General features: G+C 72.2%; 15 protein-coding genes. 1 reads left to right on the top strand and 14 read right to left on the bottom strand.

What is annotated here, in order from left to right:
- Positions 1 to 3: 3 nt before the first annotated feature.
- The 13 genes from ACFVFH_RS17655 to ACFVFH_RS17595 form a co-directional block, all read right to left on the bottom strand.
- Positions 4 to 1026: an ADP-ribosylglycohydrolase family protein gene (locus tag ACFVFH_RS17655; protein WP_383769118.1), complete on the bottom strand. Its 1023-nt coding sequence runs from the start codon at positions 1024 to 1026 to the stop codon at positions 4 to 6.
- Positions 1023 to 1757 (bottom strand): NUDIX domain-containing protein, encoded by a 735-nt coding sequence (locus ACFVFH_RS17650; protein ID WP_383769115.1) that lies wholly within the window; start codon positions 1755 to 1757, stop codon positions 1023 to 1025. Before ACFVFH_RS17650 ends, ACFVFH_RS17655 begins: the two co-directional genes overlap by 4 nt.
- Positions 1754 to 2833, bottom strand: a complete 1080-nt coding sequence (locus ACFVFH_RS17645; protein WP_383769112.1) for an AAA family ATPase — start codon at positions 2831 to 2833, stop codon at positions 1754 to 1756. Before ACFVFH_RS17645 ends, ACFVFH_RS17650 begins: the two co-directional genes overlap by 4 nt.
- Positions 2830 to 3483 (bottom strand): nicotinamide riboside transporter PnuC, encoded by a 654-nt coding sequence (pnuC, locus tag ACFVFH_RS17640; RefSeq protein WP_383769110.1) that lies wholly within the window; start codon positions 3481 to 3483, stop codon positions 2830 to 2832. The genes ACFVFH_RS17645 and pnuC overlap by 4 nt, the downstream gene beginning before the upstream one ends.
- 127 nt (positions 3484 to 3610) lie before the next feature.
- Positions 3611 to 4771 carry a pseudouridine synthase gene (locus ACFVFH_RS17635; RefSeq protein ID WP_383769107.1) on the bottom strand — a complete coding sequence of 387 codons (1161 nt, stop codon included), beginning with the start codon at positions 4769 to 4771 and terminating at the stop codon, positions 3611 to 3613.
- Complete coding sequence (scpB, locus tag ACFVFH_RS17630; RefSeq protein ID WP_383769104.1) at positions 4771 to 5445, bottom strand: SMC-Scp complex subunit ScpB; 675 nt, start codon at positions 5443 to 5445, stop codon at positions 4771 to 4773. The genes ACFVFH_RS17635 and scpB overlap by 1 nt, the downstream gene beginning before the upstream one ends.
- The gene (locus ACFVFH_RS17625; RefSeq protein ID WP_383769101.1) at positions 5442 to 6557 is read right to left on the bottom strand and encodes a segregation/condensation protein A; all 1116 of its coding nucleotides are present in this window, start codon (positions 6555 to 6557) and stop codon (positions 5442 to 5444) included. The genes scpB and ACFVFH_RS17625 overlap by 4 nt, the downstream gene beginning before the upstream one ends.
- Positions 6558 to 6665: 108 nt before the next feature.
- A complete protein-coding gene (locus tag ACFVFH_RS17620) occupies positions 6666 to 7274 on the bottom strand; it encodes a hypothetical protein (protein ID WP_383769910.1) in 609 nt (202 codons plus the stop codon).
- Positions 7271 to 8389, bottom strand: coding sequence for a ParA family protein (locus ACFVFH_RS17615; protein WP_383769098.1), 1119 nt, complete (start codon positions 8387 to 8389; stop codon positions 7271 to 7273). The genes ACFVFH_RS17620 and ACFVFH_RS17615 overlap by 4 nt, the downstream gene beginning before the upstream one ends.
- A gap of 369 nt (positions 8390 to 8758) precedes the next feature.
- The gene (gene ald, locus ACFVFH_RS17610; protein ID WP_383769907.1) at positions 8759 to 9874 is read right to left on the bottom strand and encodes an alanine dehydrogenase; all 1116 of its coding nucleotides are present in this window, start codon (positions 9872 to 9874) and stop codon (positions 8759 to 8761) included.
- Between the two features lie 143 nt (positions 9875 to 10017).
- Positions 10018 to 12081 carry a tetratricopeptide repeat protein gene (locus tag ACFVFH_RS17605; RefSeq protein ID WP_383769095.1) on the bottom strand — a complete coding sequence of 688 codons (2064 nt, stop codon included), beginning with the start codon at positions 12079 to 12081 and terminating at the stop codon, positions 10018 to 10020.
- 191 nt (positions 12082 to 12272) lie between these two features.
- Positions 12273 to 12899, bottom strand: coding sequence for an NUDIX domain-containing protein (locus ACFVFH_RS17600; protein ID WP_383769092.1), 627 nt, complete (start codon positions 12897 to 12899; stop codon positions 12273 to 12275).
- Positions 12900 to 12988: 89 nt separating this feature from the next.
- A complete protein-coding gene (locus ACFVFH_RS17595; protein WP_383769089.1) occupies positions 12989 to 14662 on the bottom strand; it encodes a CTP synthase in 1674 nt (557 codons plus the stop codon).
- A gap of 405 nt (positions 14663 to 15067) precedes the next feature.
- On the opposite strand from ACFVFH_RS17595, the gene ACFVFH_RS17590 reads away from it, so the two are divergent.
- Positions 15068 to 16870, top strand: a complete 1803-nt coding sequence (locus ACFVFH_RS17590; RefSeq protein ID WP_383769086.1) for a glycoside hydrolase family 15 protein — start codon at positions 15068 to 15070, stop codon at positions 16868 to 16870.
- A gap of 6 nt (positions 16871 to 16876) precedes the next feature.
- On the opposite strand, the gene ACFVFH_RS17585 is transcribed toward ACFVFH_RS17590, so the two are convergent.
- The gene (locus ACFVFH_RS17585) at positions 16877 to 17758 is read right to left on the bottom strand and encodes a sulfurtransferase (protein ID WP_383769083.1); all 882 of its coding nucleotides are present in this window, start codon (positions 17756 to 17758) and stop codon (positions 16877 to 16879) included.
- Between the last annotated feature and the right edge of the window lie 73 nt (positions 17759 to 17831).

The raw sequence follows: 17831 nt of genomic DNA, 5'->3' as shown, positions 1-17831 counted from the left end.
GGATCAAGAATCCCAGAGCGCCCCCAGCGACAGCAGATCGCTGCGGTACTCGATCCGCTCCGACCACTCCTTGGGCCAGGCCCCGGCTCCCAGGTGCGCCCCGGCGAACGCGCCGGTCAGACAGCCGAGGGAGTCCGAGTCGCCCCGGGTGCAGGCGGCGCGGCGCAGGGCGGTGACGGGTTCGTCGGGGAAGAGGAGGAAGCAGTGCAGGGCCGTGGCCAGGGCCTCCTCGGCGATCCAGCCGTCACCGGTGGTCTCGCAGGGGTCGGTCTCCGGGGACGGGTCGCGCAGCGCGTCCTGGACGCGGGCCAGGACGGTGAGGCATTCGTCCCAGCCGCGCTGGATGTACTGCTCGGGCGAGGCGTCGCCCGCGTGGCGCCAGAGGTCGCCGAGCCAGCGCGTGAGGTACCGGCCGCTGTTCTCGTACGCGTACGAACGCAGCTGCCCTATCAGGCCCATCGGCTCCGCCCCCTGTGCCAGCAGGTGCACCGCGCGGGCCGTCAGGTCGGACGCGGCGAGCGCGGTCGGGTGGCCGTGGGTGAGGGCGGCCTGCAACTGGGCGGCGCCGGAGCGCTGTTCGTCGCTCAGCCCCGGGACGAGACCGACCGGCGCGACCCGCATGTTGGCGCCGCAGCCCTTGGAACCGGTCTGGCTGGCCTCCTGCCAGGGCCGGTCGCTGTCGAGCAGCCGGCAGGCGGTCATGCAGGTGCGCCCGGGGGCCCGGTTGTTGTCGGGCGAGTGGTACCAGTCGACGAACTCCTCGCGCACCGGGCGGGCCAGCCGCGGCGGGGTGAGCAGCCCGCGGTCCATGGCGGTGCGGATGCCCCGCCCCAGGGCCAGGGTCATCTGGGTGTCGTCGGTGACGTGCGCGGGCTTCGGCAGCCGCATCGAGCGCCACGGACCGCACTTGGCGAGGATCGACGGCACGTTGTTGAACTCGGTCGGGAAGCCCAGGGCGTCGCCGAGCGCGAGCCCGGTCAGCGCGCCGGTGGCGGCCTGCTTGGTCAGGGTCCTGGTCATGATCATGTGCTTCTTCCTTCCGGTCTCAGCAGGGGAGGGTGCAGGGCGGTGGCGGCACCCGCCCGGTAGAGCGCGGCCGGTTTGCCCCGGCCGCCGGTCCGGCGCGGCGGTCCCTCCACGGCCTGCACGAAGCCGGGCGTGGTGAGGACCTTGCGCCGGAAGTTGGGGCGGTCCAGCTCGACGCCCCAGACCGTCTCGTACACCTGCTGGAGTTCCCCCAGGGTGAATTCTGGCGGGCAGAAGGCGGTGGCCAGGCAGCTGTATTCGAGCTTGGCGCCGATCCGGTCGTGCGCGTCGGCGAGGATGCGGTCGTGGTCGAAGGCGAGCGGGCCGGGCGTCGCGGCGTCCCACCACTGGGCGCTGGCCGCGTCGCCGCCGCCGCGCGGCTCGGGCAGGTCGGGTACGAGCGCCGCGTAGGCGACCGAGACGACCCGCATCCTGGGGTCGCGGTCCGGATCGCTGTAGGTGCGCAGCTGTTCCAGGTGGAAGGCGCTGACGGTGCCCTCGGTCAGTCCGGTCTCCTCGGCGAGCTCCCGGCGGGCGGCGGACTCGGCGGACTCGCGGGGCAGGACGAAGCCGCCGGGCAGCGCCCAGTGCCCCTTGTACGGGTCCGCGCCCCGTTCGACCAGCAGGACGTGCAGCCGGCTGTCGCGGACCGTGAAGACGGCGAGGTCGACGGTGACCGCGAAGGGTTCGAAGGCGTGCGGGTCGTAGCCCGCGGGGGCGCCGGCGCTCATCGGTTCTCCGGCAGGGGCGCGGCGAAGTTCCAGCTGTCGGCGAGCAGTGCGTCGACGGCGGCGACCGCGGTGGCCAGCCGCTCCTGTCGGCCTCCGGTGAGCTCGGTGAACGTCCTTCCGGTACGGGTCAGTTCGGCCCGGAAGCGGTCGGTCATCCAGGGCCGCAGCTCCTCGCCGTCACGCAGCCCGTCGTCCTCGAAGGCGACGCCCTCGTGGTCGGTGAGCAGCCACAGGTGGTGGGCGACGCGGTCGGCGGTCTCCTCGACGAGCGGGTTGCGTCCGCCGACGTACCGCTCGTGCCAGACGGTGGTGGCGAAGGAGTCGGTGTCGCAGAAGAGCACCGGCGATCCGAGGCGGGCGGCCGCCTCCTCCTTGGCGTTCTGGGCCTCGGCGATCAGGGGGAAGTCGTCGGTGGTGAAGGTGACGTCCTCCCCCTGGGCCCCGGGGTGGAGCGCGCGCAGGTCGGCCAGTTTCCGTTCGCTGAACTCCCGGCCGTACTCGGCGACGTACCCGGTCCGCGCCCAGACCCCGCCGCGTGCGCGGTAGTGGTCGGTGAGGGCGCGGGCCATCGTCGTGGTGCCGGTGGACTCCGCGCCGAGGACGACGACGCGGCGGGCGAGGGCGGCCCGTACGGGCGGCTCCAGGAAGTCCCAGTTGCCGACCGGGTCCTTGCGGACGGCGGTGCCGGAGACCGGGAACACCGTGCGGCCGGGGTCGACGCAGACGGACCGGGCGCCGAACCTGCGGGCGAGCTCGTCCCCGTACGGCTCCGAGGTGAAGACGGCGTCCACCCGCTCGGGCACGGCCCCGGTGAAGACGGCCATGTGCGCGTCCCAGATCGCCGGGTCGTGGAGGTCCATGCGGATGTCGTCGACGGCGCCGACGACCCGTACGTCCGGGTGCGTCTCCCGCATCCAGGCCACCCGGTCGGCGAGCGGCACGGATTCGACGGAGGCGGCGCAGACCAGGACGGTCAGCCGCTCGCAGCGGTCCCGCGCGGTGCGGACGAGGTGGTGGTGGCCGGCGTGCGGCGGGTAGAACTTGCCGAGGACCAGCCCGTGCCCGAAGCGCTTCATGCCGCCACCTCCAGCGGCCGCGGCCGCTGCCCGGCGAGGTCGCGCCGCCAGTTGCGCAGGCCGATCAGGCAGAGCGTCAGGAAGCCGACGTACAGCAGCGAGGTCAGATAGAGCTCCTTGTACGCGTACAGCGGGATGTACACGACGTCGGCGGCGATCCAGAGCCACCAGGACTCGACGAGCTTGCGGCACTGTCCGTACGTCGCAGTCAGGGACAGCGCGGTCGTCAGGGCGTCCCAGAAGGGCACGGTCGAGTCGGTGGCGTGGTCGAGCAGGACGGTGAGGGCGACGGTCCCCACCGCCCCCGCCGCGCACAGCCAGGTCCATTCGGTGCGTGTGGTGCGCCGCACCGGCAGGTCGGGCGAGCCCGGTCCACCCCCGTGGGTCCAGGTCCACCAGCCGTACGCGGCCAGGGCGATGAAGACGATCTGGAGGCCGGCGTCGGCGTACAGACCGGACTGGGTGAACAGCAGGATGAAGAAGAGGTTGTTGGCGATGCCGATCGGCCAGTTGGCGAGGTGCTGGCGGGCCACGAGCCATACGCACAGCGCCCCGCTGCCGAAGCCGAGCACCTCGGTCCAGCTGACCGGGGTGTCGAGCACCGTCACCAGGGGTTGTTGCAGTGGATCGAGGAAATCCGCGAGACTCACGCCCGCCTCCTTAATAGTCATACTGACTATAAAGGAGGTGCGGGCACGACGAAAGACCCGCGGCCGGTTCCCGTCCCACCATCGGGGACCGGAACCGGCCGCGGGCCGTGGAGCGTACGGAGGCGGGTTACAGACCGACCTCGCGCATCAGCATGCCCACCTCGGTGTTGGTGAGGCGGCGCAGCCAGCCGGACTTCTGGTCGCCCAGCGGGATCGGCCCGAACGAGGTCCTCACGAGCCGCTCGACCGGGAAGCCCGCCTCGGCGAGCATCCGGCGGACGATGTGCTTGCGGCCCTCGTGGAGGGTCACCTCGACCAGGTAGTTCTTGCCGGTGTTCTCGACGACCCGGAAGTGGTCGGCGCGGGCGTAGCCGTCCTCCAGCTGGATGCCGTCCTTGAGCCGCTTGCCGAGGTCGCGCGGGAGCGGCCCCTGGATGGCGGCCAGGTAGGTCTTCTTCACCCCGTACTTGGGGTGGGTCAGCCGGTGGGCCAGCTCGCCGTGGTTGGTGAGCATGATGATGCCCTCGGTCTCGGTGTCCAGCCGGCCGACGTGGAAGAGCCGCGTCTCACGGTTGGTGACGTAGTCGCCGAGGCACTGGCGGCCGTCCGGGTCCTCCATCGAGGAGACGACACCGGCGGGCTTGTTCAGCGCGAAGAACAGGTAGGACTGGGCGGCGACGGTCAGACCGTCGACCTTGATCTCGTCCCTGTTCACATCGACGCGCATGCCCTGTTCGACGACGATCTCGCCGTTGACCTCGACGCGGGCCTGCTCGATCAGCTCCTCGCACGCCCGGCGCGAGCCCATGCCCGCCCGCGCGAGGACCTTCTGCAGCCGCTCGCCCTCCTGCTCGGCGCCCGGGTGGGTCTTGGGCGTCCTGATCTCGGCCTTGCCCGCGTACCGGTCCCGGTTGCGCTGCTCGATCTTGGCGTCGAGCTCACGCGGACGGGACGGGGCACCCTGGGGGCGCCGGCCGCCGCTCCTGGCGCTGCCCGCCTGCGCGGGCTTCGGGCCGCCCTTGGCGCCGCCGCGGGCCGCCGCGCCGCGCCCCTTGCGGGGGCCGTCGCCGCCCGGCTTGTCGTTGCCGACGTCGTAACGGCGCTCCTCGGGGCGGGGCCGGCGGGGGCGCTGCTCCTGCTTGCCGTCGCGCTCGGAGCTGGGAACCCGGGGGTTCGGGTTGCTGTTCCTGCCGCTGCCGGTGTTGTTCCTGCCGCCGCTGCCGCCGCTCCTGCCGCCGCCGCTCCTGGCTCCGCCGCCGCTTCCGCTGTTCCTGCCACTGCTTCGCATCAAAAATCCGTCTTGTCGTCTGCGTGAGTATCCGGGGTGTCCGGTGCGTCCGGATCGAACGACGGCACACCCTCTAGCGTCTCAGCCTCGATCGCGTCCGCCTCGGGGAGGAAGGGCGCGAGCTCCGGGAGCTCATCCAGGCCGCGCAGGCCCATCCGCTCCAGAAAGTAGTTCGTCGTCCTGTACAGGATCGCACCTGTTTCGGGTTCCGCGCCCGCTTCCCCCACCAGCCCCCGCTGGAGCAGGGTCCGCATGACCCCGTCACAGTTCACTCCGCGGACCGCGGAGACCCTGGAGCGGCTGACCGGCTGGCGGTACGCGACCACCGCGAGGGTCTCCAGCGCCGCCTGGGTCAGCCGGGCCTGCTGGCCGTCCAGGACGAAGCCCTCGACGGCCGCCGCGTACTCGGGGCGGGTGTAGAACCGCCAGCCGCCCGCCACCAGCCGCAGCTCGAAACCGCGCCGCTGCACGGTGTACTCGTCGGCCAGCGCCCGCAGCGCGTCGGCGACGGCCCTGCGGGGCCGTTCCAGCACCTTGGCGAGGTGCTCCTCGGTGGCGGGCTCGTCGACGACCATGAGGACGGCCTCCAGCGCGGGCCGGAGATCGAGCTCCGCGACGGAGGAACCGGTGGTCCCCTCGGTGACGGGGGAGCCGGTGGTGTCCTGCTCGCTCATGCCTTCACATCCTCCTGCTCCTGGACGTCCTGCGCCTCGGTGTCGAACTCGTCCGTGACCACGGGCCCGGCCCCCTCTCCCCCGGCCCAGCGCACCAGGAGTTCCCCGAGCGCCTCGTCCTGGTCGAGCGCGACGGCCTTCTCCCGGTACAGCTCCAGCAGCGCGAGGAACCGGGCGACCACGGTGAGGGTGTCCGGGGCGTCCTCGGTGAGCGTCCGGAAGCTGGCCTCCCCCGCCTCCCGGAGCCGCGCCACCACGATCCCGGCCTGTTCCCGCACGCTGACCAGCGGCGCGTGGATGTGGTCGACGTACACCTGCGGCTCGGCCCTCGGCTGCATCGCCTTCACGGCCAGTGCGGCGAACCCCTGCGCCCCGATGCTGATCACGACCTCGGGCAGCAGCTCGGCGTGGTGCGGCTCCAGCCCCACGGTCCGGGGGAACCGACGCCCCTCCGACGCCAGCCGGTCGCTGAGGATCTCCGCGATGCGCTTGTAGGCGCGGTACTGGAGCAGCCGGGCGAAGAGCAGGTCCCGCGCTTCGAGCAGCGCCAGATCCGCCTCGTCCTCCACCTCGGCGGCGGGCAGCAGCCGGGCCGCCTTCAGGTCGAGCAGGGTCGCCGCGACGACCAGGAACTCGGTGGTCTGGTCCAGGTCCCAGTCCGGTCCCATGGCGCGGATGTGCGCCATGAACTCGTCGGTGACCCTGGACAGCGCGACTTCGGTCACGTCCAGCTTGTGCTTGGCGATGAGCTGGAGGAGCAGATCGAACGGCCCCTCGAAGTTTGCCAGCCGTACGGTGAACCGGCCGTCGTCGGCGGGCTCGGCGGGCTCCCCGGCGGGCTCGGCGGACCCGGCGGGCTCCCCCGCGGACTCGATGGGCTCCCCGGGCTCCCCCGCGGGCTGTGCGCCGGGCGTCCCCGCATCAGCGATCTCCGCGCCGGGGATCTCCGCGCCGGGCGTCTCCGCGCCGGGCGTCTCCGCGCCGGGCGTCTCCCCATCGGGGTTCCGTACGTCGGCGCTCCCGCCGCCCGCCGGTTCCGGCGCGGCCCGGCCACCCGGACCGCGCCCCAGGGGGCGGCGGGCGGTGCGGGCGGGCTCGTCGGTCGTCGGCATGGAGGTCCAGGGGCAGCGGGATACGGGCGGCGGGCCGTGGCCCGTACGGAAGGGCCGGACCGCTCGTCCGGCGGTCGCCCACCTGGCAGGCTACCGGCGCCGCGCCCGTCAGCGGCCGCGCAGCCGCCGTACGAGGATGCTCGCGTCGCCCCGCGACTCCAGGTCCGCGAGCACCACCGCGACCGCCTCACGGACGATCCGCCCGCGGTCGACCGCGAGTCCGTGCTCGCCGCGCAGCACGAGGCGGGCGTGTTCGAGGTCCATCAGTTCCTCGGCGGAGACGTAGACGGTGATCTTCTCGTCGTGGCGCTCGCGGCCGCTGGGCCGCCGGTTCGCCCCGCGCCCCCCGCCACGCCTGCGCTGCTGCTGGACGGGGGCGGGGACCGCCTCCTGCCCGGACGACGGAGCGGGGACCGGCGCGGACTGCTGGGGCCGGTGCCCGGCCTGCGCGGCCGCCGCGACCCGGCCGCCCTCGCCGGCGCGGCTGCGCGACTCCCCCGCCTCGGCGTCCGCCGCGGAGTGCTCCTCGCGCGAGGCGCCGTCGGTGCCCTGTGCCGTGTCCGTGCCGGCCGCGTCCGCCGCGGCATCGCTCTCACCGGCGGGACCGGGCACCCGGGCCTCGGCGTTCGCCTTGCGCCGCCGGTCCGCGGGGGACGAGGCCTGGAGCCCCATTCCTCCGGTGGTACGGAACAGTTCGTCGGCACCGGGCAGACTCACTCGGCGTGACACCGGGCGAGCACCTCCCTGGCGAGCTGGCGATAGGCGGCGGCACCGACCGAGTTGGAGGCGTAGGTGGTGATGGGCTCACCGGCGACCGTGGTCTCCGGGAAGCGCACGGTCCGCCCGATGACCGTGTGGTAGACGTGGTCGTCGAATGCCTCGACGACGCGCGCGAGGACCTCACGGCTGTGCACCGTACGGGAGTCGTACATGGTGGCGAGGATGCCGTCGAGCTCCAGATCGGGGTTGAGGCGCTCCTGGACCTTCTCGATGGTCTCGGTGAGCAGCGCCACACCGCGCAGCGCGAAGAACTCGCATTCGAGCGGCACTATGACCTTGTGGGCGGCCGTGAGGGCGTTCACGGTGAGCAGGCCGAGCGAGGGCTGACAGTCGATCACGATGTAGTCGTAGTCGGCCATCAGCGGCTTCAGGGCGCGCTGCAGCGTGGATTCCCGGGCCACCTCGCTCACCAGCTGCACCTCGGCGGCGGAGAGGTCGATGTTGCTGGGCAGCAGGTCCATGTTCGGGACCGCGGTCTTCAGCAGGACCTCGTCGGCCGACATTCCCCGCTCCATGAGCAGGTTGTAGACCGTGAGGTCGAGCTCCATCGGGTTGACGCCGAGGCCGACCGACAGCGCTCCCTGCGGGTCGAAGTCGACGAGCAGGACGCGCCGTCCGTACTCGGCGAGCGCGGCGCCCAGGTTGATGGTCGACGTGGTCTTGCCGACGCCGCCCTTCTGGTTGCACATCGCGATGATCTTCGCGGGGCCGTGGTCGGTCAGCGGACCCGGGATCGGGAAGTAGGGCAGGGGCCGGCCGGTCGGGCCGATCCGCTCGCGGCGCTGGCGGGCAGCGTCGGGCGCGAGGGTGGCCGCGTACTCCGGATCGGGCTCGTACTCGGCGTCGGGGTCGTAGAAGTGCCCCTGGGGCACCTCGTCGAAGTCGGCGAAGCGGGCGGTCTCCCGGCCACTCTCGTTGCCGGCCATGGCGTTCACGTGTAGGCCGTCCATCATCTGGGGGGCTGTCGTCATGTGCTGTTGGGTGGCGAAGGTGCGGACAGCGACGGAGCCGACAGCCTCCAGCCCGTGCGGGCTCTGGCCCCGTGCAGGCATCCCTGGATGAACACCCCCGGGAGTAAATGTCGACTCATTCACAAGTCGTCTTACCTCCTTGGACGTGACCAGGAAACTTATCGATAGGTCAGCGTGGCACCATGCCGACGATTGGCGACTCTATGGCGTGTCACCGCTCCGCAGCAACACAATCCGCCGGACCCGGCCCGATGTGTCGGCAATCGAACACCCCCCTGTCAAGGGTGCACAGCCACCGGGGTGCGGTTTTCGCAGGTGTACGAATCGGTCGAAGAGTTACGTTCGAGACGAGTTGAACAGGGCCGGCACAGGTGCCCGACATGCCTCCGGCCGGACCTTGCTCGGCAAGGTCCGGCCGGACACGTGAGGTTGACGGAAGCGGTTGACCCGTCAGCCGAGGAGCGAGCTCAGCTCGACGTGCTCCAGGCCGTGCGCCTCGGCCACCTCGCGGTAAACGACCTGCCCGTCATGGGTGTTGAGACCCTTGGCCAGTGCGGCGTCACGGCGCAGCGCCTCGGCCCAGCCGCGGTTGGCGAGCTCCACGATGTAGGGCAGCGTGGCGTTGGTGAGGGCGTACGTGGAGGTGTTCGGCACCGCGCCCGGCATGTTCGCGACGCAGTAGAAGACCGAGTTGTGGACCGTGAAGGTCGGCTCGGCGTGCGTCGTCGGGTGCGAGTCCTCGAAGCAGCCGCCCTGGTCGATCGCAATGTCGACAAGAACACTTCCGGGCTTCATCTTGGCGACGAGCTCGTTGGTGACCAGCTTCGGCGCCTTCGCACCGGGGATCAGCACCGCGCCCACGACGAGGTCGGCCTCGATGACGGCCTTCTCCAGCTCGAAGGCGTTGGAGACGACGGTCTTCACCTTGGTGCCGAAGACCTTGTCGGCCTCGCGCAGCTTGTTGATGTCCTTGTCGAGCAGCGTGACGTGGAAGCCCAGGCCGACGGCGATCTGGGTGGCGTTCCAGCCGGAGACGCCGCCGCCGATGACGACGGCCTCGGCGGGCGCCGTGCCCGGGACGCCGCCCGGCAGCACGCCGCGGCCGCCGACCGAGCGCATCAGGTGGTAGGCGCCGACCTGCGGGGCCAGCCGGCCCGCGACCTCGGACATCGGGGCGAGCAGCGGGAGCGCGCGGTTCGCGGTCTCGACCGTCTCGTAGGCGATGGCCGTGGTGCCCGACGCGACCAGCGCGTCGGTGCACTCGCGGGAGGCGGCGAGGTGCAGGTAGGTGAAGAGCGTCTGGTCCTTGCGGAGGCGGTGGTACTCCTCCGCGACCGGCTCCTTGACCTTGAGGAGGAGGTCGGCGGTGGCCCAGACCTCGTCGGCGGTGGGGAGGATCTGCGCCCCGGCGGCGACGTACTCCTCGTCCGTGATGGAGGAGCCGGCACCGGCGTTCTCCTCGACGACGACCTGGTGGCCGTGACGGACGAGCTCGTGCACACCGGCAGGCGTGATCGCCACGCGGAACTCGTTGTTCTTGACTTCGCGGGGGATGCCGACCTTCACGTCGATCACGGTCCTTGGCTCAGAGGGTTACCCGGACATAGCTATACATACCCGGATAGACACTACGTAAATGGAGACACCGCGAACACACGCGGCAGAGCCAGTCTAATGAAGGGTTTCGTGCTGTCTAGCCTTACAAAGCATTAATTTTCAGTCGCCGCACTACGGATTTCGCAGGCCGTACCCTCCTGATCCAGCAATCTGTCGGCCAGACCCCGGTGCAGCCCGGCCGCCGCCGGGTCCCCGAGCCTGTCGAGCGTGTCGGCCAGCCGGAGCTCCAGCGCCGCCTGGAGCCGCACGTCACCGGCCCGCCTGGCCCACTCGACGGCCTCCTGGCAGGTGTGCAGGGACTCGTGCGGGCGGCCCGCGTACTCCTGCACCCGGGCCGCCTCGCTGAGCGCCCGCGCCTGGGCCGGTACGTCGCCGAGCCTGCGGTACCCGGCCGCGGCGGCGCGCCAGTTCCGCAGGGCCTCGCCGTACCGCCCGGCGTAGGTATGGACGGCGCCGAGCCGCCCGTAGAGCCGTGCCTCGTCGGCCCGCTCGCCCTGGGTGAGCCGCTGCGCCAGCGCCCGGCCGTACCAGTCGGAGGCCCGCTGGAAGTCCCCCAGCTCGGCATAGGCGCCTCCTACGGATTCCATCGCGCGGCCGGTGGCGTACGGGTCCCTCGCGGCCCGTCCGGCGTCCAGCGCGGCCCGGTAGCGGGTCAGCGCCTCCCGGGTGCGGCCGGTCCGGGCGTCGAGGTCGGCGAGGTTGAGCAGCGCCGCGGCCCGCTCGCGCGGCAGCTCGCGCCGCTCGGCGACGGCCAGCACCAGACCGTGCAGCCCGTACAGCTCGGGAGCGGCGGCCTCGGTGCCCTGGTGCACGGCCAGCGCCCGGACCAGGGCGGACACCAACCGCCGGGCCAGCGTGTCGAGTTCGCCGTCCTCGACGGCGAGCCGGGCCGAGGCCAGCAGGGCCGGCCGACGGATCCGCAGCCATTCGGCGGCGGCCTCGGGGTTGGGGAAGCGCAGCGAGCGCGGCAGCCCGGCGAGCTTGCGGCGGGCCGGGGAACCCTCGGGCTCGGTGACCGCCCGGCAGGACTGGAGCAGCCGTACGGTCCGCTCCAGCATCCTGGCCCTGGCGAGCTGGATCTCGGCGGGCCGGTCCCGGGCCTCCAGGAGCGCCCGCAGCAGCGGCGCGAGGCAGCCGGGCACCTCGTACTGCGGCTGGTCCGCCCCGTTGGTGTGCAGCAGCCCCAGGGACACGAAGTCGTCGAGGGTCGTCTGGGCGGCCGAGACGGAGCAGCCGGCCAGCGCGGACGCGGTATGGGCGTCGGCGAGTCCGGCGGGGGCGAGGGCCAGCAGTCGCAGTATCCGGGCGGCCGTGGGCGGCAGCGCTTCGTGGGCCAGCCGGAAGGCACGGGCCAGCGGGCGGGAGCCGGCGGACCGCTCCGTGTCGTCCGGCAGCTCGCGCAGCTGCCTGGTGACATCGGCGACCGAGGCCATCGGGTGGGCGGCCAGCCACCCGCCGACCAGGACCAGCGCGGCCGGCAGCCCGCCGCACTCCTCGGCGAGGGTCTCGGCGGTCCGCGGGTCGACGGTGATCCGGACGTCCCCGATGGTGCGGGCGAGCAGCCGCACGGCGGAGCCCGCGTCCAGGCCGCCGATGGTGCAGGGGCGGACGCCGGGGATGCCGGTCAGCGGGCCCCCGGACGTGGCGACGACCAGGCAGTCCGGGTTGTCCGGCAGCAGCGGGTCGACCTGTTCCGCGTCCACCGCGTCGTCGAGGAGCAGCAGCACACGGCGCCCGGCGAGCTCCTCGCGGACCATCCCGGAGAGTTCGTCCCCGTCCGCGCCGGGCGGGCCGGTCACCCCCAGCTGGTCGAGCAGCTCGCGGGCGGTGCGCTCGGTGGGCACCGGCGTGCCGCAGGGTTCGGTGAGCCGGGCGCGGAGCAGTCCGTCGGGGTGGCCGGCGGCGGCGAGCAGTCTGCGGGTGAGCTCACCGGCGAGCGCGGTGCGTCCGGAGCCGGGGCGTCCGGCGATCAGCAGGACCCGGGCGCGGGCGGCCTTGCGACCGGCCAGGGTGTCGAGGCCGGCGTGTTCGATGTCGGACCGCAGCGCCTTCAACTCACGGTCACGGCCCACGAATCGGGGTGGGGCGGTACGGGACGGCGCCTCGGTTCCCGCTGCCTCGGCCGGGCCGCTGGTGTCCACCGCCTGATCCGTCACGGGCCACGCTCCACTTCGCTGCACGCGTCGCCCGCCGGGACTCCGGTCAGGGCATTCCGAGCGTAGTTCAGGCGTGCGGACGTTTTCCCTGGAGCGGGGCGCAGAGGTCCCCCGATCGGATCAGCAGCTTTTCCGATCGAAGGACCTCGATGGACCGTTCAGCGGCCCTCACGAGCCGCCGCTACGGCCCGTCAGGCCGCGAACGGGCGGGCCGGCCACGGCGCCTCGGCCGGACGCAGCGAGTCGATCCCGTCCCCGGCGAGGACCGCGGCGAGCGAGAGGACGCCCACCACCAGGCAGTTGTTGTGCAGCTCCCCCGCGAGCACGCCCCGCACCAGCTCCTGGAGCGGCACCCGGGCCAGCTCCATGTCGGCCTCCTCCTCGGAGACCTCGAAGCGCTCCCCGTCGGCCTCGGAGAGACCGCGGGCCAGGAAGATCCGTACGGCTTCGTCGCAGCCGCCCGGGGTGGTGTAGACGTCCGTCAGCACCCGCCAGTCCTCGGCCTTGACGTACGCCTCCTCGTAGAGCTCGCGCTGGGCCGCGTGCAGCGGGTTCTCGCCGGGGACGTCGAGCAGCCCGGCCGGGATCTCCCAGAGCTTGTGGCGCACCGGGTGGCGGTACTGCCGCAGCACGACGACCCGGCCGTCCCCGTCCAGCGCGAGCACGGCGACCGAGCCCGGGTGGACCTGGTAGTCGCGGCGTACGACCGTGCCGTCGGGCATCACCACTTCGTCGGTGCGGACGCTGGTCTTGTTGCCGGTGAAGGGCGTCCCGGTCGCGGTGACCGGCCACTCCTCGGGCGTGTCCTGGAAACCCATCTACGTCCTCCCACGAAAAACAGAAACCGGGGTACGGGACCTCGGCGGATCCGTACCCCGGTCAACGTTAACGCCTGTGCGGCGGCGGTCTACTTGCCCTTGGCGCCACCGGCCGCGGCGCCCGTCCTGCGCGCGACGGCCGCCTTCACCAGGCCCGCGAAGAGCGGGTGCGGGCGGGTCGGGCGGGAGCGCAGCTCCGGGTGCGCCTGGGTGGCGACCAGGTAGGGGTGGACCTCGCGCGGGTACTCGACGTACTCGACGAGCTTGTTGTCCGGGGAGGTGCCGGAGAAGACCAGGCCGGCCTTCTTCTCCAGCTCGGCCCGGTAGGCGTTGTTCACCTCGTAGCGGTGACGGTGGCGCTCCTCGACGTACGGCTCGCCGTCGTACGCCTCGCGGACCAGCGAGCCCTCGGCGAGCTTCGCCGGGTAGAGGCCGAGCCGCATGGTGCCGCCGAGGTCGCCCGCGCCCTCGACGTACGCCAGCTGCTCGTCCATCGTCGAGATGACGGGGTGGGCGGTCGCGGCGTCGAACTCGGTGGAGTTGGCGTCGGGGATCTCGGCGAGGTTGCGCGCGGCCTCGATCACGATGCACTGCAGGCCCAGGCAGAGGCCGAGCAGCGGCACCTTGTTCTCGCGGGCGTACTGGATGGCGCCGACCTTGCCGATCACGCCGCGCTCGCCGAAGCCGCCGGGGATGCAGATCGCGTCGACGTCGCCGAGCGCCTTCTGGGCACCGGCCGGGGTCTTGCAGTCGTCCGAGGCGACCCACTCGACCTTGACCCGCGCCTTGTTGGCGAAGCCGCCGGCCCGGATGGCCTCGGTGACCGAGAGGTAGGCGTCGGGCAGGTCGATGTACTTGCCGACGAGCGCGACGGTGACCTCGTGGTCGGGGTTGTGGACGCGGTCCAGCAGGTCGTCCCACGTCGTCCAGTCGACGTCGCGGAACGGCAGGTCGAGCTTGCGCACGACATAGGCGTCCAGGCCCTCGGTGTGCAGCACCTTGGGGATGTCGTAGATCGACTTGGCGTCCACGCAGGCCACCACGGCGGCCTCGTCGACGTCGCACATCAGCGAGATCTTGCGCTTGATGGCGGTCGGCACGTCGCGGTCGGCGCGCAGCACGATGGCGTCGGGCTGGATGCCGATGTTGCGCAGCGCGGCGACGGAGTGCTGGGTCGGCTTGGTCTTGAGCTCGCCGGACGGGCCGATGTAGGGCAGCAGCGAGATGTGCACGACGAAGACGTTGTCCCGGCCGACCTCGTGGCGGACCTGGCGGACGGTCTCCAGGAACGGCAGCGACTCGATGTCGCCGACCGTGCCGCCGACCTCGGTGATGACGACGTCGACGTCGTCGGTGGCCATGCGGCGGATGCGGTGCTTGATCTCGTTGGTGATGTGCGGGATGACCTGCACGGTGTCACCGAGGTACTCGCCGCGCCGCTCCTTGGCGATCACCTGCGAGTAGACCTGGCCGGTGGTGACGTTGGCGGAGCCGTCGAGGTCGACGTCGAGGAAGCGCTCGTAGTGGCCGATGTCCAGGTCGGTCTCGGCGCCGTCGTTGGTGACGAACACCTCACCGTGCTGGAACGGGTTCATCGTGCCCGGGTCGACGTTGAGGTACGGGTCGAGCTTCTGCATGGTGACCCGAAGGCCGCGCGCCTTGAGCAGGGCACCGAGGCTGGAGGCAGTCAGACCCTTGCCGAGGGAAGAGGCGACACCCCCGGTGACGAAGATGTGCTTGGTCGTCGTGGATGTGGGCTGCATAGCCAAAGGGGGCTCCCGTGGTCGCGATCGTGAGGTGCGTACCGGCGATTTCATCCGGAGACTCCGGAGGCGCCGTCGCTGCGGTTCGGGGGCCTCGTCTGCGGTTGCGGACGACCACCGGTCCACGGGCTACCAGGGTAACAGCGCCGGAGGGACCCCGCTTCCGGCCGCTTCCCGACCCCGACCTCGCATGATCACCACGAGTGTCCGTACACACACCCGTTCGGGTCAGTCCTGTTGTCAAGACGGTCGCGCGGATCATCGGAGTGCGTCGTATCCTGCTCGGACACTTGCCCCGGGCGAGGTGACACGTTCGCAGGATTCCCCCCGACAACCCCTTGCGACGACCTCTTGACCCGCAGTAATGCCCTACGGGGCGACAAGGCCGTTCGACTGGAGACGCACGTGGCCGGGCGCATCGAGGATTACGCACTCATCGGAGACATGCAGACCGCCGCCCTGGTCTGCCGGGACGGCACAGTGGACTGGCTGTGCCTTCCCCGCTTCGATTCGCACGCCGTCTTCGCGGGACTGCTGGGTACCGAGGAGCACGGCTTCTGGCGCCTGGGTCCGGCGCGGGCGGACGGGACGCAGCCGCCGTCCGCCGACCGCCGCCGCTACCGCGGCGACTCCCTCATCCTGGAATCGGAGTGGGACACACCGCGCGGAACGGTCAGAGTGACCGATTTCATGCCGCCGCGTGACGGTGCGCCGCAGCTGATCCGCATCGTCGAGGGGATCAGCGGCCGGGTGCCGATGCGCTCGGAACTGCGCATGCGGTTCAGCTACGGCCGGGTCACCCCGTGGGTGCACAAGGTCGACGGACGCACGGTCGCCGTCGCGGGCCCGGACTCCGTCTGGCTGGACACCCCCGCCGACACCTACGGCGAGAACCTCACGACGTACTCCGACTTCACGGTGGCGCCCGGGGACCGGATCGCGTTCACCATCAGCTGGCAGCCCTCGCACCACGGGCCGCCGGCCCTGCCGGACCCGGAGGGGTCGCTGGACGCGACCGGGGACTTCTGGCGCGAGTGGGTCGAGCAGTGCACGTACCACGGGCCCTACCGGGAGGCCGTGGTCCGCTCCCTGATCACGCTCAAGGCCCTGACGTACGCGCCGACCGGCGGCATCGTCGCCGCGCCGACCACCTCCCTGCCGGAGGACATCGGCGGCTCCCGGAACTGGGACTACCGCTACACCTGGCTGCGCGACGCCGCGATCACGCTCTCCTCGCTGCTGCGCACCGGCTACCGCGAGGAGGCCCGCGCCTGGCGCGAGTGGCTGCTGCGGGCGGTCGCCGGTGACCCGGAGAACCTCCAGATCATGTACGGCATCGCGGGCGAGCGCGAGCTGGGCGAGGCCGAGCTGGACTGGCTGCCCGGCTACGAGAACTCCGGCCCGGTCCGGGTCGGCAACGGCGCGGCGGGCCAGCTCCAGCTGGACGTCTACGGCGAGGTCACCGAGGCGCTGCACCTCGCCCATATGACGGGCCTGACCCGCAACGACTACGCGACGGGCCTCCAGCTCAAGCTGATCGAGTACCTGGAGAAGCACTGGGACGAGCCGGACGAGGGCATCTGGGAGGTGCGCGGGCCGCGCCGCCACTTCGTCCACTCGAAGGTGATGGCCTGGGTCGCCGTCGACCGCACCATCAAGCTCATCGAGTCCGGGGACGCGGAAGGGCCGCTGGAGCGCCTGCACGAGCTGCGCGAGGACATCCACCGCGATGTCTGCGAGCGGGGCTACGACCCGGAGCGCAACACGTTCACCCAGTCCTACGGGTCGAAGGAGCTGGACGCCTCGCTCCTGCTGATCCCGCAGATGGGCTTCCTGCCGCCGGACGACAAGCGCGTGATCGGCACGATCGAGGCGATCCAGCGCGAGCTGTCCACCGAGGACGGCTTCGTGCTGCGCTACCCCACCTCCGGCGAGGACGCGGGCGTCGACGGCCTGGAGGGCGACGAGGGCGCGTTCCTGGCCTGCTCGTTCTGGCTGGCGGACGACCTGGCGATGATCGGCCGGGTCGACGAGGCCCGCCAGCTCTTCGAACGGCTGCTGTCCCTGCGCAACGACCTGGGCCTGCTGGCCGAGGAGTGGGACTCCCGGCTCCAGCGCCAGGTGGGCAACTTCCCGCAGGCCTTCAGCCATGTGCCGCTGATCGACACCGCGCTGCGCCTGACCGCGAGCGGGGCGTACGTCGGCTGACGCCGGTCACGGGGCGGGCGCAGACCCGTCCGCCCCGGTCACCACGGGCCGCTCCGACGGCAGCCCCCACTCGCTCCAGGACCCGTCGTACACGGCCTGTCCGCGGTACCCCGCCAGTTCGGCCCCCAGGGCCAGGACGCAGGCGGTGACCCCCGATCCGCAGCTGACGACCAGCCGCTCACGCTGTCCGGCGAGGGCCGCGAACACGGCGCGCAGCTCGTGCGCCGGGCGCATCCGCCCGGCGCGCTGAAGCTCTCCGAACGGCAGGTTGACCGCCCCCGGCATGTGCCCGGCGCGCAGTCCGGGCCGGGGTTCGGCGACGGCACCGGTGAACCGTTCCCCGGCGCGGGCGTCGAGGACCACCGCCGCGGGGTCGGCCAGCGCCGCCGCCACCTCCTCGGCTCCCACGAACATCCCCGCGCGCGGGGATGCGGTGAAGTCTCCGGGCGGCACGGCCGGCGCGGGCCCGGCGCTCTCCAGCGGCAGCCCGGCCCCGGCCCAGGCGGGCAGCCCGCCGTCGAGGACCGCGACCCGGTCGAAGCCCATCGCCCGCAGCATCCACCAGGCCCGTGCGCTGGAGTAGATGCCCGCGGCGTCGTACACGACGACGGTGTCGGTGCCGTTCACGCCGAGGGAGCGCAGCTCCTCGGTGAACCGCTCGGCGCCGGGCATCGTGTGGGGCAGCGGGCCCGAGTGGTCGGACAGCGCCCCGTCGATGTCGAAGGGCCGCGCCCCCGGAATGCGTCGTCCGCCGTTCCGGTGGGCGCCGACCGAGGCGTCGAGGACCACCAGTCCCGGCCGGCCGAGCCGTCGCGCCGTCCAGTCGGCACCGACCAGTGGTCCGGGCGGCTCCTGGCCGCTCGTGCATGCCTGTATGTCGTCGCCCACTGCCGCTCCAGGTCCGGGTCCGGTTGCTGAGGGCCGCGCGGCCGAGCCGTGCGGCGTCCACAAGATCGCAGCG

It is taken from the genome of Streptomyces sp. NPDC057697, assembly GCF_042799335.1.
In the GTDB taxonomy this organism is placed as follows: domain Bacteria; phylum Actinomycetota; class Actinomycetes; order Streptomycetales; family Streptomycetaceae; genus Streptomyces.
This window is presented reverse-complemented; position numbering and strand designations above follow the sequence as displayed.